At 69.7% G+C, this 13,725-nt stretch carries 17 protein-coding genes; 10 read left to right on the forward strand and 7 right to left on the reverse strand.

Features of this window, described 5'->3' with window-relative positions:
• Positions 1-37 precede the first annotated feature (37 nt).
• Positions 38-511: an Lrp/AsnC family transcriptional regulator gene (locus H9622_RS11585; protein WP_191766546.1), complete on the forward strand. Its 474-nt coding sequence runs from the start codon at positions 38-40 to the stop codon at positions 509-511.
• A gap of 11 nt (positions 512-522) precedes the next feature.
• Here the strand turns inward: H9622_RS11585 and H9622_RS11590 are convergent, their stop codons facing one another.
• On the reverse strand, positions 523-1,524 hold the full coding sequence (locus H9622_RS11590; protein WP_191766547.1) for a DMT family transporter: 1,002 nt from the start codon (positions 1,522-1,524) through the stop codon (positions 523-525).
• Between the two features lie 74 nt (positions 1,525-1,598).
• On the opposite strand from H9622_RS11590, the gene H9622_RS11595 reads away from it, so the two are divergent.
• Positions 1,599-2,153, forward strand: a complete 555-nt coding sequence (locus tag H9622_RS11595; protein ID WP_191766548.1) for a CGNR zinc finger domain-containing protein — start codon at positions 1,599-1,601, stop codon at positions 2,151-2,153.
• Here H9622_RS11595 and H9622_RS11600 read toward each other — a convergent pair.
• A complete protein-coding gene (locus tag H9622_RS11600) occupies positions 2,113-3,012 on the reverse strand; it encodes an alpha/beta fold hydrolase (protein ID WP_191766549.1) in 900 nt (299 codons plus the stop codon). The two genes, H9622_RS11595 and H9622_RS11600, sit on opposite strands and share 41 nt — an antisense overlap.
• A gap of 72 nt (positions 3,013-3,084) precedes the next feature.
• Here H9622_RS11600 and H9622_RS11605 point away from each other — a divergent pair, with 72 nt between their 5' ends.
• Entirely contained in the window at positions 3,085-3,816 is a 732-nt protein-coding gene (locus H9622_RS11605; protein ID WP_191766550.1) for a 3'-5' exonuclease, read from the forward strand.
• A gap of 61 nt (positions 3,817-3,877) precedes the next feature.
• Here the strand turns inward: H9622_RS11605 and H9622_RS11610 are convergent, their stop codons facing one another.
• From H9622_RS11610 to glgA, 3 genes are all read right to left on the reverse strand, one after another.
• Positions 3,878-4,129 (reverse strand): type B 50S ribosomal protein L31, encoded by a 252-nt coding sequence (locus H9622_RS11610; RefSeq protein WP_191766551.1) that lies wholly within the window; start codon positions 4,127-4,129, stop codon positions 3,878-3,880.
• A gap of 122 nt (positions 4,130-4,251) precedes the next feature.
• Complete coding sequence (locus H9622_RS11615; protein ID WP_191766552.1) at positions 4,252-5,037, reverse strand: ABC transporter ATP-binding protein; 786 nt, start codon at positions 5,035-5,037, stop codon at positions 4,252-4,254.
• A 10-nt stretch (positions 5,038-5,047) separates the two neighbouring features.
• Positions 5,048-6,241 carry a glycogen synthase gene (gene glgA / locus H9622_RS11620; protein WP_191766553.1) on the reverse strand — a complete coding sequence of 398 codons (1,194 nt, stop codon included), beginning with the start codon at positions 6,239-6,241 and terminating at the stop codon, positions 5,048-5,050.
• A gap of 76 nt (positions 6,242-6,317) precedes the next feature.
• Between glgA and H9622_RS11625 the strand changes: the two genes are divergently transcribed.
• The 3 genes from H9622_RS11625 to H9622_RS11635 all read left to right on the forward strand — a co-directional run bounded on the left by H9622_RS11625 (position 6,318) and on the right by H9622_RS11635 (position 8,982).
• Complete coding sequence (locus H9622_RS11625; protein ID WP_191766554.1) at positions 6,318-7,562, forward strand: glucose-1-phosphate adenylyltransferase; 1,245 nt, start codon at positions 6,318-6,320, stop codon at positions 7,560-7,562.
• Positions 7,563-7,639: 77 nt separating this feature from the next.
• Positions 7,640-8,251: a phosphoserine phosphatase SerB gene (gene serB / locus H9622_RS11630; protein WP_191766619.1), complete on the forward strand. Its 612-nt coding sequence runs from the start codon at positions 7,640-7,642 to the stop codon at positions 8,249-8,251.
• 38 nt (positions 8,252-8,289) lie between these two features.
• On the forward strand, positions 8,290-8,982 hold the full coding sequence (locus H9622_RS11635) for an alpha/beta fold hydrolase (protein WP_191766555.1): 693 nt from the start codon (positions 8,290-8,292) through the stop codon (positions 8,980-8,982).
• Positions 8,983-9,009: 27 nt separating this feature from the next.
• Here H9622_RS11635 and fabG read toward each other — a convergent pair whose 3' ends face one another.
• On the reverse strand, positions 9,010-9,720 hold the full coding sequence (gene fabG / locus H9622_RS11640) for a 3-oxoacyl-ACP reductase FabG (RefSeq protein ID WP_191766556.1): 711 nt from the start codon (positions 9,718-9,720) through the stop codon (positions 9,010-9,012).
• 110 nt (positions 9,721-9,830) lie between these two features.
• On the opposite strand from fabG, the gene H9622_RS11645 reads away from it, so the two are divergent.
• From H9622_RS11645 to H9622_RS11660, 4 genes are all read left to right on the forward strand, one after another.
• A complete protein-coding gene (locus tag H9622_RS11645; RefSeq protein WP_318247096.1) occupies positions 9,831-10,355 on the forward strand; it encodes a DUF4190 domain-containing protein in 525 nt (174 codons plus the stop codon).
• 71 nt (positions 10,356-10,426) lie between these two features.
• On the forward strand, positions 10,427-10,885 hold the full coding sequence (locus H9622_RS11650; RefSeq protein ID WP_191766558.1) for a DUF3099 domain-containing protein: 459 nt from the start codon (positions 10,427-10,429) through the stop codon (positions 10,883-10,885).
• Positions 10,882-11,112 carry a hypothetical protein gene (locus H9622_RS11655; RefSeq protein WP_191766559.1) on the forward strand — a complete coding sequence of 77 codons (231 nt, stop codon included), beginning with the start codon at positions 10,882-10,884 and terminating at the stop codon, positions 11,110-11,112. Before H9622_RS11650 ends, H9622_RS11655 begins: the two co-directional genes overlap by 4 nt.
• Positions 11,109-11,987: an SURF1 family cytochrome oxidase biogenesis protein gene (locus H9622_RS11660; RefSeq protein ID WP_191766560.1), complete on the forward strand. Its 879-nt coding sequence runs from the start codon at positions 11,109-11,111 to the stop codon at positions 11,985-11,987. The genes H9622_RS11655 and H9622_RS11660 overlap by 4 nt, the downstream gene beginning before the upstream one ends.
• Positions 11,988-12,089: 102 nt before the next feature.
• On the opposite strand, the gene H9622_RS11665 is transcribed toward H9622_RS11660, so the two are convergent.
• The gene (locus H9622_RS11665; protein WP_191766561.1) at positions 12,090-13,688 is read right to left on the reverse strand and encodes an ABC-F family ATP-binding cassette domain-containing protein; all 1,599 of its coding nucleotides are present in this window, start codon (positions 13,686-13,688) and stop codon (positions 12,090-12,092) included.
• Between the last annotated feature and the right edge of the window lie 37 nt (positions 13,689-13,725).

Below are 13,725 nucleotides of genomic sequence, written 5' to 3' on the forward strand. Positions count from 1 at the left end.
ACTAACCACCACTCAAGCCGTGCTAACGTTTCGCACTATGAGTGCCCTCGATCACGTCGACCTGGAGCTTCTCGCCGCGCTCTCCGCCGACCCGCGAGCCACCGTCGTCGCGCTCGCCGAGCGGCTCGGTCTTTCGCGCAACACCGTCCAGGCCCGCATGGCGCGACTGGAGCGGTCCGGCGTGTTCCTCTCGTACGAGCGGGCCATCTCGTCGTCGTCGCTCGGCTACCCGATCGAGGCCTTCATCAGCGTCATCGTGCGGCAGGCCGACCTGCCGCGGATTACCGCCGAGCTCGCGCGCGTCCCGGAGATCGTGCAGGCGCACGGGCTGTCCGGTCAGGTGGATCTGCTCGTGCGGGTCGCGTGCCGCGACACCCAGCACCTCTTCGACACCGATGCCCGGATCCTCGCGATCGAGGGCGTCGAGCGCACCGAGACCTCGCTCGTCATGGGCGAGGTCATCCCCCATCGCGTGATGCCGCTCATGGAGCTCGCCCGCCGCGAGTCCTGAGCCTCACCCGATCAGGGCAGGGGGACGGATGCCGCGGCCGGCGTCGGCGGCTGTGCGGACGCCCGTCGCAGGTCGTCCACCTTCACGAGGATCACTCCTGCGAGGATGAGCGCTCCCCCGGCGAACTGGATCGGCGCGGGCACCTCGGCGAGGAACACCCACGCGAAGCCGAGGGCGAACAGCACCTCCGAGAGACCGACGAACGACGCGACGCGCGACCCGATGCGCGGCACGGCCATCACACCGAGTGCATAGCCGAGCGTCGTGGCGACCGCCGCCACCCACAGAAGCGGAACGAACCACGGCACCTCGACGCCGGCGAGTACGACGGAGACCGCCGGAGCGTCGAACGGCATCGCACCCGTGAGGCAGAGCACGCCCATCATCGCCGCGCCCACGAGCAGGCCGCTCGCCGCGAGGGCCAGCGGAGGCAGATCGTCGCCGGCGCGCTCGGAGATGACGAAGTAGGCGCACACGCACACCGCTGCGGCGAGGGCGAGGAGCGTGCCGATCAGGTCGAACGAGGCACCGGAGATGTCGACGACGAGGATCAGCCCGACCACCGCGACCGCGGACCCCCAGAGCACCAGGGCCGACGGTGCCCTGCGCGTGCGGAGCCAGACGAATCCGACGAGCATGACCGGCGCGAGGTACTGGATCAGCAGGGCGACGGCCACCGGCATCCGCTGCATCGCAGAGAAGAAGAAGAGCTGGCACCCGAGCACGGGCATGAGGCCGAACCCGAGGATCAGCCTCCAGTGCTGCCGCAGGAACCGGGGGTTGCGGCCGATGGCTCGGAAGACGGCGGGCGAGAGGATCAGCCCGGCCACCCCCATGCGCACGAGGAGTGCCGCGCCCAGCGACCAGCCGTTCTCGAGCAGGGGCTTGATGAACGGCCCGCTCGACGAGAAGGCCAGAGCGGACGCGACCGCCATGATGAGCCCGGTGGTGCGAAGACGCGAGGACGCCGCGACCGGCGCGATCACCGGAAGCGAGGCGGTCGAAACGGTCATGGGCGGCATCCGACTGTCAGGAGTGAAGTGTGCTTACACTGGTGACGGTATCGGAGAGTATGTCAGGAGTCAACATGGTTTTCATTCATGACACGAAACGCACCCTCGTGATGGTCGTCGACCTCGTCAACACGCTTCCCGGATACGACGGCGAAGACACCCTGCAGTCGCCCGACGACCTGCGCGAGTTCCTCCTCACGAACCCCTACACCGGTACGATCCGGCTCGACGACGACGAGGTCGCGGCGGTGCGTGCGGTTCGCGCTCGACTGCGCGAGCTGTGGGCCGTCGACCGCGCCGGCGCGGTCCCGCTCGTCAACGCCATGCTCGCCGACGGGCAGGCCCTTCCCCGCCTCGTCATCCACGACGAGTACGACTGGCACATCCACGCCACGTCCGACGACTCGCCGCTCGCCACGCGCATGATGGTCGAGGCGGCGATGGCGTTCGTCGACGTCATCCGCTCCGACGAGTACGAGCGGGTGCGCGTGTGCGCGGCCGACGACTGCGACGCCGTCTACATCGACTACTCGAAGAACGGGTCGAAGCGCTACTGCGACACCGGCAACTGCGGCAACCGCATGAACGTCATCGCGTACCGGGCTCGGAAGGCGCAAGAAACGCCCTGATTGCCGTGGCCGCGGCCGCGGGCGTCTCGTAGTGGATGAGATGCCCGACGTCGTCGATCTCGACGAGATCGGCGTCGGGGAACAGCGTCGCGAGATGCCGCTCCGCCTCGATCGGGGTGATGTCGTCACGCACCGCCGCGACCAGCAGAGTCGGCTGCGCGATGCGCGGGGCGAACTCCCGCACGTCGTTCGACACCGAGGCGACGAACGCGTCATGCAGCACATCGCGGTCGGCGAAGCGCGAGAAGTACGTGTCGTGCTGGTCGTGGATGAAGCGACGCAGGTCGGCGTCCTTCGTCTTGGCCATCGACTCGCTCATGACGCGCACGATGAGACCGTTGCGCAGGAGCGCGTCACCGGCCCGCTTCGGCAGGCGTGCCCCCGCCCAGTAGTAGAAGACAGCAAGACGGGTCAGTAGGCCGCGCGGCCCCTCCAGCGCGGGCGCACCGATCGGGTTGACGAGGATGACGCGCGGGGTGGCCAGGCCACCGGCGACCGCGGCCGAGACGACGATCGAGCCGAACGAGTGGCCGAGGATGACCGCGCCCGGCGAAACGGTCGCCGCGAACTCGCGCAACCAGCGGCCGTAGGTCTCGAGGTCGTGCCGCACGCCCGGAAGCGGAGGCGTCTCGCCGAAGCCGGGAAGATCGGGGGAGATGATCCGCACGTCGGGGAGGTGGGCGACGACCGGCTCGAGGCCGTGGTGCTCGCCGCGGAAGCCGTGGACGGCGATCACGGTGGTATCCGCGTCGTGGGGTCCGTACACCCAGTACGCCGTCGTGCCGCCGAGCACCGTCGCCTCGCGCCGCTCGACGGGGATCACATCGAGCAGCGGTGCGTACGGGTTCGGGGAGGCCACCGTCCGAGTCTACGAGGGCGGCGCCGGAGCGCCTCGATCGCGTTGTCGGACGGGGCCCATACCGTGTGGGGCATGGATCGATGGCAGCCCGAGACACTGTCGCTGTTCGACACTCCCGAGTGGCTGCGCGTTGTCGGGGTGTTCGATCTCGAGACGACCGGGGTCGACGTGTCGGCCGACCGGATCGTGACCGCCCATGTGGGCGTCCTCGACGCCTCGGGGGCCGTCATGAGCGCACGCGACTGGCTCGCCGATCCCGGAATCGAGATTCCAGAGGGCGCGACTGCGGTGCACGGCATCACGACGACCCACGCCCGCACGCACGGACGCCCCGCGTCCGACGTCGTCGGCGAGGTCGTCAACGCCGTCCGAGGGCTGCTCGATGCCGGCATCCCGGTCGTCGCCTACAACGCGCCGTACGACTTCTCGCTGCTCAAGCACGAGGCGCTGCGGCACGGGATCGATCCCATCGTGGACCCCTCCCCCGTGATCGATCCGCTCGTCGTCGACAAGGCGTACGACCGCTGGCGGCGCGGCAAGCGCACCCTGTCGGTCGTCGCCGAGCACTACGCCGTGCGACTCGACGGCGCGCACGACGCCTGTGCCGATGCGGTCGCCGCGGGTCGGGTGGCTCAAGCGCTCGCCGAGCGCTTCGCGCCGTGGCTGCCGGCGACCGTGCACGAGCTCCACACACGGCAGATCGCGTGGGCGCGCGCCCAGGCGGCGAGCCTGACCGACTACTTCATCCAGATCGGGCGACTCGACCCCGAGGATCGCCTCGACGGCAGCTGGCCGATCCGCTGACTCCGGGCGTGCCCGGGAACGGCGAAGGCCCCGCCGAAGCGGGGCCTTGCACGTGGGCTGCTTACTTGGAGCCGAAGTTCTTGAAGCGCTGGTTGAACTTCTCGACGCGACCGGCCGAGTCCATGATGCGCTGCTTGCCCGTGTAGAACGGGTGCGACGCCGACGAGATCTCGACGTCGATGACGGGGTACTCGACGCCGTCGAGCTCGATCGTCTTGTCGCTGCTCACCGTCGAACGGGTGAGGAAGGTCTCGCCCGAGCCGAGGTCGCGGAACACGACCGCCTGGTAGTCGGGGTGGATGTCAGTCTTCATGGGAAGTCCTTTGAAAGTGGGCCCTGGATTTTGCCAGGACGGACAAAGTCTGAGGTGCGAGCGCACCAAAGAGCGATTCTATCAGCCTCCGGGCCCCGACGTGGAATCGAGACCGAGAGCGGTCAGTGCGCGGCCCGTGCCGCGTAGCGTCCGTCGTGCTCGGTGAGCTGGATCTGCACGCCGAACGTCTCGGTGAGGTTGTCGGCGGTGAGGGTCTGGAGCACCGGTCCGGCGGCCACCGCGCGGCCCTCTCGGAGCAGCAGGACATGCGTGAACCCGACGGGAATCTCCTCGACGTGGTGGGTCACCATGATCATCGCGGGAGTCGTGGGCGCCTTCGCGTAGCCGCTGAGCAGCGTGAGCAGCTCTTCGCGCGCGCCGAGGTCGAGGCTCGCCGTGGGCTCGTCGAGCAGCAGCAGCTCGGGATCGGTCATGACCGCGCGCGCGATCTGCACGCGCTTCTGCTCGCCGTCGCTCAGCGTGCCGAACGTGCGGTCGGCGAGGTGATCGAGCTTCCACTCGGCGAGCACGCGCAGCGCGCGGCGCTCGTCGATGTCTTCGTAGTCCTCGCGCCAGCGGCCGAGAACCGAGTACGCGGCGGTGAGCACGACGTTGAGGACCGTCTCCTCCGGCGGCACGCGGCGAGCCATGGCGGAGGAGGCGAAGCCGATCCGCGGGCGGAGCTCGAACACGTCGGTGCGGCCGAGTCGCTCCCCCAGGATCGAGACGACACCCGAGGTCGGGTGCATGAGGGTATCGGCGAGCTGCAGCACCGTGGTCTTGCCGGCGCCGTTCGGCCCCAGGATCACCCAGCGCTCGTCGTCGCTCACGGTCCAGTCGAGGTGGTCGACGATGTCCTTGGCGTTTCTGCGGACGACGACGTCGGAGAACTCGAGCACCTGCGGCATGTCGTCCAGCCTATCGGCCGTCGGCGGCGACCTCCGCGTACAGCGCCGCCGTCTGCTCGGCGATGCTCCCCCAGCTGAAGTCCTCGGTGGCCCGTGCGCGCCCTGCCGCTCCATAGGCCCGCGCGCGTTCGGGATCGCTCACGACCTCCGTCAGCACACGTGCCAGATCGGCCACGAATCGCTCCGGGTCGGTCGGCGTGCCGGTGCCGTCCTGCGCCTGGTCGATGGGCACCAGTCTTCCCGTGACGCCGTCGACGACGACCTCGGGGATGCCGCCGGTCGCGGTGCCCACGACCGCAGCGCCGCACGCCATCGCCTCGAGGTTGACGATGCCCAGGGGCTCGTACACCGACGGGCACACGAACGTCGTGGCGGCGGTCAGGATCGTGCAGAGCTCGTGGCGCGACAGCATCCGATCGATCCATACGACACCCTCACGGGTCTCTTGCAGGCCGCGCACCAGCCCCTCCACCTCGGCCATGATCTGCGGGGTGTCGGGCGCGCCGGCGCACAGGACGACCTGCACGTCGGGCGGAAGCTGCTCGGCCGCACGGAGGAAGTACGGAAGCCCCTTCTGGCGCGTGATGCGCCCGACGAACACGACGGACGGCCTCGACGCGTCGACGCCCAGCTGTGCGAGCAGTCCGGGATCGTCGACCGGATGCCACGACTCGACGTCGATGCCGTTGTAGATGACGCGGACCTTCGCGGGATCGAGCGCCGGGTAGCTGCGCAGGATGTCCTGGCGCATGCCGTCGCTCACCGCCACGATGGCCGCGGCGCCCTCGTACGCCGTCTGCTCGATCCAGCTCGAGACCGCGTACCCGCCGCCGAGCTGCTCGGCCTTCCAGGGCCGGAGAGGCTCGAGACTGTGCGCGGTGACGATGTGAGGGATGCCGTGGAGGAGCGACGCCAGGTGTCCGGCGAAGTTCGCGTACCAGGTGTGGCTGTGCACGACGTCGGCGCCCGCGACATCCGTCACGATCTCGAGGTCGGTGCCGAGCGTCTGCACTGCAGCGTTCGCGGAGGCGAGCTCGGCGGGCACCCCGTACGCGGACGTGCCCGCCTCGTCGCGGTCGGCGCCGAACGCCCGGACCCGCACGTCGATGCTCTGCCGCAGCGCCTTCACCAGCTCGGTGACGTGCACGCCGGCTCCGCCATAGATCTCGGGCGGGTACTCCTTGGTCACGATGTCGACGCGCATGGGACGCAACTTAGTACACGAGTCAACCCGCGTGTAGCCGTTGGGCCCGATCGGTGTGCGGGCCTAGGGTGGTGCCATGCCTGCAGCGCCGAAGGTCTTCGGAATCATCCTCGCCGGCGGCGAGGGAAAGCGCCTCATGCCGCTCACCGCGGACAGGGCCAAGCCGGCGGTGCCGTTCGGCGGCCAGTACCGGCTCATCGACTTCGCCATCTCGAACCTCATCAATTCGGGCCTGCGGCAGATCGTCGTGCTGACCCAGTACAAGTCCCACAGCCTCGACCGCCACATCTCCCAGACGTGGCGGATGTCGGCGCTGCTCGACTCGTACGTCGCCTCGGTGCCCGCGCAGCAGCGCCTGGGCAAGCGGTGGTTCTCCGGCTCGGCCGACGCGATCCTGCAGAGCCTGAACCTCATCAACGACGAGCAGCCCGACATCGTGGTCGTCATCGGCGCCGACCACGTGTACCGCATGGACTTCCGCCAGATGCTCGCCGCGCACATCGACTCGGGCGCACGCGCCACGGTCGCCGGCATCCGTCAGCCGATCTCCCTCGCCAACCAGTTCGGGGTGATCGACGTCGACAAGGCCGACCCCACGCGCATCAACGAGTTCCTCGAGAAGCCGCAGAACCCGACCGGCCTGGCCGACTCCCCGGGCGAGGTGCTGGCGTCGATGGGCAACTACATCTTCGACACCGACGCGCTGATCGAGGCCGTCGAGGCCGACGGCGAGCTGCCGACGTCCAATCACGACATGGGTGGCGACATCGTGCCGTACTTCGTCGGCCGCGGTGAGGCCGGCGTCTACGACATGAACCGCAACGACGTGCCCGGCTCCACCGATCGCGACCGGTACTACTGGCGCGACGTCGGGACGATCGACTCGTTCTTCGACGCCCATAGGGACCTCATCTCGACGCTGCCGGTGTTCAACCTGTACAACACCGACTGGCCCATCCACTCGCAGGCGGTGAACTCGCCGCCCGCGAAGTTCGTGCGCGACTCGGTCGGGCGCATCGGCAACTCGATCGACTCGATCGTCTCGCTCGGATCCGTGCTGTCCGGCACCCACCTCGAGCGCAGCGTCGTCGGCCCATGGACACTCGCGGGAGGCGGCTCGACGATCACCGACTCGGTGCTGTTCGACCATGTGCAGGTGGGCGCGGGCGCGCGGATCCACCGCGCGATCCTCGACAAGCAGGTCGTGCTGGCCGACGGGGCCACCGTCGGCGTCGACCGCGATCGCGACCTGGCACGGGGGTACACCGTCACCGACAGCGGCATCACCGTGGTCGGCAAGGGAATCCACGTCGAACGATGACCGCCGGTTGGGGTCACGTGTGCCCGCGGCGCTAGCGTGGAGGGGTGCCTGTACCCGCCCACGCCCGTTTCCTCGTCATGCTCGATGCCGACTCGACACTGATCCGCAACGAGGTCATCGAGCTCATCGCCGATGAGGCCGGCCGTGGTCCCGAGGTCGCTGCGGCGACCGAGGCGGCCATGCGGGGGGAGGTCGACTTCGCGACCAGCCTGCGATCGAGGGTCGAGCGGCTGACCGGTGTCCCGGTGTCGGCGTTCGCGAACGTGCTCGCCCGGATCGAGCCGACGCCCGGGGTGCGCGAGCTCATCGACGCCGTGCACGCGCGCGGCGGAGCGGTGGGAGTCGTCTCCGGCGGATTCCACGAGATCCTCGACACGGTCGCGCCGTCGCTGGGGGTCGACGTATGGCGGGCGAATCGCCTCGCCGTGGCCGACGACGCGCTCACCGGGGTCGTCCACGGCGACATCGTCGACGCCGAGGGCAAGGCGGCGGCGCTGCGCGAGTGGGCATCGGCGGCGGGTGTGCCGCTGGCGTGCACGATCGCCATCGGCGATGGCGCGAACGATCTGAAGATGATGGATGCCGCAGGCCTCGGCGTCGCCTTCAACGCCAAGCCGGCGGTGCGCGAGCGCGCCGACGTCGTGGTCGGACCCGTCGATCTGGCCGAAGTGATCGCGCTGCTCCCCTGACCCCCGGAGTGTCGGCGACCCTCGATAGCGTCGGCGTCATGGACATCATCCTCATTCCCGGTCTTTGGCTCGACGCTGCGTCATGGGACCCCGTGGTTCCCGCACTCCGAGAGGCGGGCCACACGCCCCGCCCCGTGACTCTTCCCGGCGTCGGCGCGCCGGCGGCCGAGTCGGCCCACATCGGCATCCAGGACTGGGTCGACGCCGTCGTGGCCGAGATCGATGCGTCGGCCGAGCCGGTGGTCCTCGTGGGGCACAGCGGCGGGGGCAACGTGGTGTGGGCGGCCGCCGAGGCGCGCGCCGACCGTGTGGCCCGGGTGGTGTTCGTCGACAGCGTGCCGCCGCCGCCGGGGGGAAGCATCTCCGAGTTCGACGTGGTCGACGGCGTGATCCCGTTCCCGGGATGGGAGTTCTTCGACGAGCCCGACGTCGCCGACATCGACGCCGAGACCCGGGCGACATGGGCGCAGCGCACGCGCTCCGTCCCGGCCAAGGTGCCGAGCGATGAGGTGCGGCTCGAGGGCACCGCGCGTCACGCGGTGCCGGTGACCATCCTCTCCGGCGGCATGGACGAGCCGGCGTTCCGCGAGGCGATCGCCCAGTGGGGGCCCTACAGCGCAGAGTTCGACGCGATCGCCGATGCCGAGGTCGTCGCGCTGGGTTCAGGCCATTGGCCGCAGTTCTCTCAGCCGGAGCGTCTGTCGAGTGCGCTTATCGCTGCGGTGCGCTGACGCCGGAGTGGTAGGGGTGGGGCGCGGTCAGTGCCCCATCCCGAGACCGCCGTCGACGGGGATGACAGCGCCCGAGATGTACGCGGCGTCGTCGGACGCCATCCACGTGACGACGCCTGCGACCTCGTCCGCCGTGGCGAATCGTCCGGCGGGGATGCTCTTCTTGTACTCGGCCTGTGTCGCGTCGCCGAGTTCGGCCGTCATGTCGGTCTCGATGAACCCGGGTGCAACGACGTTCGCCGTGATCCCGCGCGCCCCGAGTTCCCGGGTGAGCGAGCGGGCGAAGCCTACGAGCGCGCTCTTCGAGGCTGCGTAGTTGATCTGCCCGGCCGAGCCGTACAGTCCCACGACGCTCGAGATCAGGATGACGCGACCCCAGCGTGCCCTCAGCATTCCCTTCGACGCGCGCTTGACGACACGGAAGGCTCCGCCCAGGTTCGTGGCGACCACGCTGTCGAAGTCGTCCTCGGTCATGCGCAGCAGCAGCGTGTCCTTGGTGATCCCGGCGTTCGCGACCACGATCTCGACAGGACCCAGAGCCCGTTCGACCTCGGTGAAAGCGGCGTCGACGGCCGCGGCATCCGTCACATCGGCGCGCACGGTCAGCGTGCCCTCCGGACCCTCTCCGGAGCGGGCGGTCACGGCCACCTTGTACCCCTGCGCCACGAAGCGCTCGGCGATGGCGCGGCCGATGCCGCGGTTTCCGCCGGTGACGAGGACGACGCGATCGCTGGACATGATGAAGCTCCCGGGGTGTGTGACGGATCCGGACCAGCCTAGTCGCGCGGCGTTTGACACCCCACGCCGTGCGCTGGAACGCTATGAGCAGTCTCGAGAAAGGTCAGCCCGTGAGCGACAACACCCCCGACGCGACCGTCCCCGACCCGGCGGCGCAGCCCGGCCCCGGGTACCCACCGCCGGCACCGCCGGCGTACGGCGCCCCCACCGCCTCCGGCGCAGCCCAGACGCCCCCCGCGTACGGAGCGCCTCAGGCGCCCTACGGTGCGGCCCCGCAGTACGGCGCGGCCCCGCAGTACGGCGCGGCCCCGCAGTACGGCGCCGCACCGCAGTACGGGGCTCCGGCCTACGGCTACGGCGCTCCGGCCAAGACCAACGTGCTCGCGATCGTCTCGCTCATCGCGTCGATCGTCGGATTCATCGGAATCCTGCCCTTCATCGGGTCGCTCGGCGGCATCATCACCGGTCACATCTCGCTCAACCAGCTGAAGACGAACGGCGAGAACGGCCGCGGCATGGCGCTTGCCGGCACCATCGTCGGGTACGTCGGCCTCGCCCTGTGGATCCTCGGCACGATCCTGTTCTTCGCGTTCTTCGCCTGGGCCATGAACCAGGGCACCGTCTACAGCTCCTGACCGCTCGCGGCCCCTGCACGCGCCCTCGAGGGGACGCCGGCAGGGGTCGCGCGGCGTAGTCTTGAAGGACGGTGAAAAGTTCGAGTCGGCCTCAGTCCGCCACGTCGCTGCCGCGGGCGCCACGTGACGATGTCGACGCGCGATCGACCCGCTACCTCCTCACGATGGGTGTCCGCGTCGCCTGCTTCATCCTCATGGTCGCCATCACGCCGTACGGCTGGTACACGTGGGTCTTCGGTGCGGCGGCCATCCTGCTCCCGTACATCGCCGTCGTTCTCGCCAACGTCGGCCAAGAAGCCCGGCGCAACCGCCGCGAGGATCCCGAGCGCGCCCTCCCGGCGACGCCTGCCGCTCCGCCCCACGCCCGTGCGGGCGATGTGATCCGCATCGACGAGACGCCGGCGATCGACGGGACGCCTGGCTCCGCAGCGGCGCCGGCGTCTGGTCCAGCCCCCGCGTCCGGAGCCGCGCCCGCGCCGGAAGCCGCCGAACCGGGCACGACCGACGATCGCCCGGACGGCATCGCATGAGCCTCGCGCATGACGAGCCCGTCGCCTCCGCGACCTGCTCGAGGGCAGGATGCCGCGCCGAGGCGACGTGGCGGATCGACTGGCGCAATCCGCGAATCCACACCGCCGACCGCACCAAGACCTGGGTGGCCTGCGACGAGCATCGTGACTACCTGCGCGAATTCCTCGCCGCACGGGACTTCCCCGTCGCGGTGGAGCCGTTGCGCGCGAGCGGAGCAGCCCGATGAGCGCCCGCCGCGAAGTGAGCATGCAGTCGCTCCCGCGTGCCGGTCGCTGGGCGATCTACATCTCGCTCGCGGTCGTGTTCGCGATCGCCTGCGCGTTCCTGTCGAACTGGCAGTTCACCCGCAATGAGGAGCGCTCCGCGCAGCTCGCCCTCGTCGAGGCGAACTACGACGCGACGCCCGTTCCCCTGGACGAGCTGATCCCGGCCGGTGGGGCGCTCGACCCCGGTGACCAGTGGCACCCGGTGCGTCTGGTGGGCGAGTACGTCGCCGACGACGAGCTGCTGGTGCGCAACCGGCCGCATGGCGGCACCTCGGCCTTCGAGGTGCTCGTGCCGTTCCGTCTCGTGGACGGCCGCGTGCTGCTCATCGACCGCGGCTGGGTGCCGCCGGGCGACGACCAGCCCGAGCCCGATGCGGTTCCGGCTGCACCCGAGGGCGAGGTGACCGTGATCGCGCGGCTGAAGCCCGGCGAGCCGCTCCCCTCGTCGGGGCGCTCCGCGCCCGAGGGCCAGGTGCCGACGATCCACCTTCCGCTCGTCGCCGACGCCGTCTCCGCCGACGTCGGTCGCGCGCTCGAGCTGAGCGCGTACGGAGTGATGGTCTCGGAGGACCCCGCAGCCGCCGACCGCCCCCAGGCGCTCGCTTCGCCCTCTGAGGACCCGGGCCCGCACCTCTCGTACGCGATCCAGTGGATCCTCTTCGCGGTGATGGGTTTCGTGTTCATCGGCTACGTCATCCGCACCGAGCGGCGTCACCGTCGCGAAGACGCCGAGGACGAGTCGGAATCGGATGCCGCTCCCCCGCGTCCGGCATCGCGTCGACGTGATCGCGATGCCGAGGACGAGGACGCCCTCCTCGACGCCGCGGGCCGCTGACGCCGCGGCTGCTCAACCGCCGGGAGATCTGATCACGCGAGCGTGATCGGTTTCGATTCGCCGCGGCTGAAGCCGCGGCTGCTCAACCACCGGGAGATCTGATCACGCGAGCGTGATCAGATCGGCGTAGTCGCGGCCCCAGATGTCCTCGACGCCGTCGGGCAGGATGAGCACGCGCTCGGGGTTGAGCGCCTCGACAGCGCCTTCGTCGTGCGAGACGAGCACGACCGCGCCCTCGTAGTGCGACAGCGCACCGAGGATCTCCTCGCGCGAGGCGGGGTCGAGGTTGTTGGTCGGCTCATCGAGCAGCAGCATGTTCGCGCTCGAGACCACGAGCGTCGCCAGCGACAGCCGGGTCTTCTCGCCACCGGACAGTACGCCGGCGGGCTTGAGCACGTCGTCTCCGGTGAACAGGAACGACCCCAGCACCTTGCGGGCGTCGGTGGCGGTGATGTCCGGCGCAGCTGACATCATGTTCTCGAGCACGGACCGCGAGACGTCGAGATTCTCGTGCTCCTGCGCGTAGTAGCCGACCTTGAGGCCGTGACCCGGTTCGATCTGGCCGGTGTCGGGCTTGTCGACGCCCGCCAGGATCCGGAGCAGCGTCGTCTTGCCGGCACCGTTGAGCCCCAGGACCACCACCTTCGAGCCGCGGTCGATCGCGAGGTCGACATCGGTGAAGATCTCGAGCGACCCGTACGACTTCGACAGACCCGACGCCATGAGCGGAGTCTTGCCGCACGGCGCCGGCTTGGGGAAGCGCAGCTTGGCGACGCGCTCCTCCTGACGCACGTCGTCGAGACCCGACAGCATCTTCTCTGCGCGCGCGACCATCTGGTGCGCGGCGGCGGCCTTCGACGCCTTCGCGCCGAACCGGGCGGCCTGGAGCTGCAGCGCCGTGGCCTTCTTCTCGACGTTGGCGCGCTCCTTCTTGCGGCGCTCCTCGTCGGCCACCCGCTGGCGCAGGTAGTTCTTCCAGTTCATGTTGTAGACGTCGATGACCTGACGGTTCGCGTCGAGGTAGAACACGCGATTCACCGTCTCGCCGACGAGCTCGACGTCGTGGCTGATCACGATGAGCCCGCCCTTGTACCCCTTGAGGAACTCGCGCAGCCACACGACACTGTCGGCGTCGAGGTGGTTCGTCGGCTCGTCGAGGATCATCGACTCGGCATCGGAGAACAGGATGCGGGCGAGTTCGATGCGCCGGCGCTGACCGCCCGAGAGGGTGCGCAGGGGCTGATCCAGGATGCGGTCGGGCAGCGACAGGTTGTGCGCGATCGAGGCCGCCTCCGCCTCGGCCGCGTAGCCGCCGAGCGCCTCGAAGCGCTCGGTGAGGTTCGCGTACTTGCGCATGGCGCGGGCCGCGGCATCCGGATCATCACTGCCCATCGCGACGGATGCGTCGTGCATGCCCAGAGCGATGGTGCCGAGGCCGCGTGCGTCGAGGATGCGCGTGCGCGCGAGCATGTCGGGATCGCCCGAGCGCGGGTCCTGCGGCAGATAGCCGAGCTCGCCGATGCGGTCGACCTTGCCCTCGGCCGGCAGCAGGTCCCCCGCGAGCACCTTCGTCAGCGTGGTCTTGCCGGCGCCGTTGCGACCCACCAGGCCGACCTTGTCGCCCGCCGAGACGCGGAACGACACGTCGGACATGAGCACGCGGGCGCCCACGCGGATCTCGAGGTCGTGCACGGCGAGCACAGCGGAAGTCCGTTCCGTCGATGAAGAAGGGGAGGTG

Source organism: Microbacterium gallinarum (genome assembly GCF_014837165.1).
Classification (GTDB): Bacteria; Actinomycetota; Actinomycetes; order Actinomycetales; family Microbacteriaceae; genus Microbacterium; species Microbacterium gallinarum.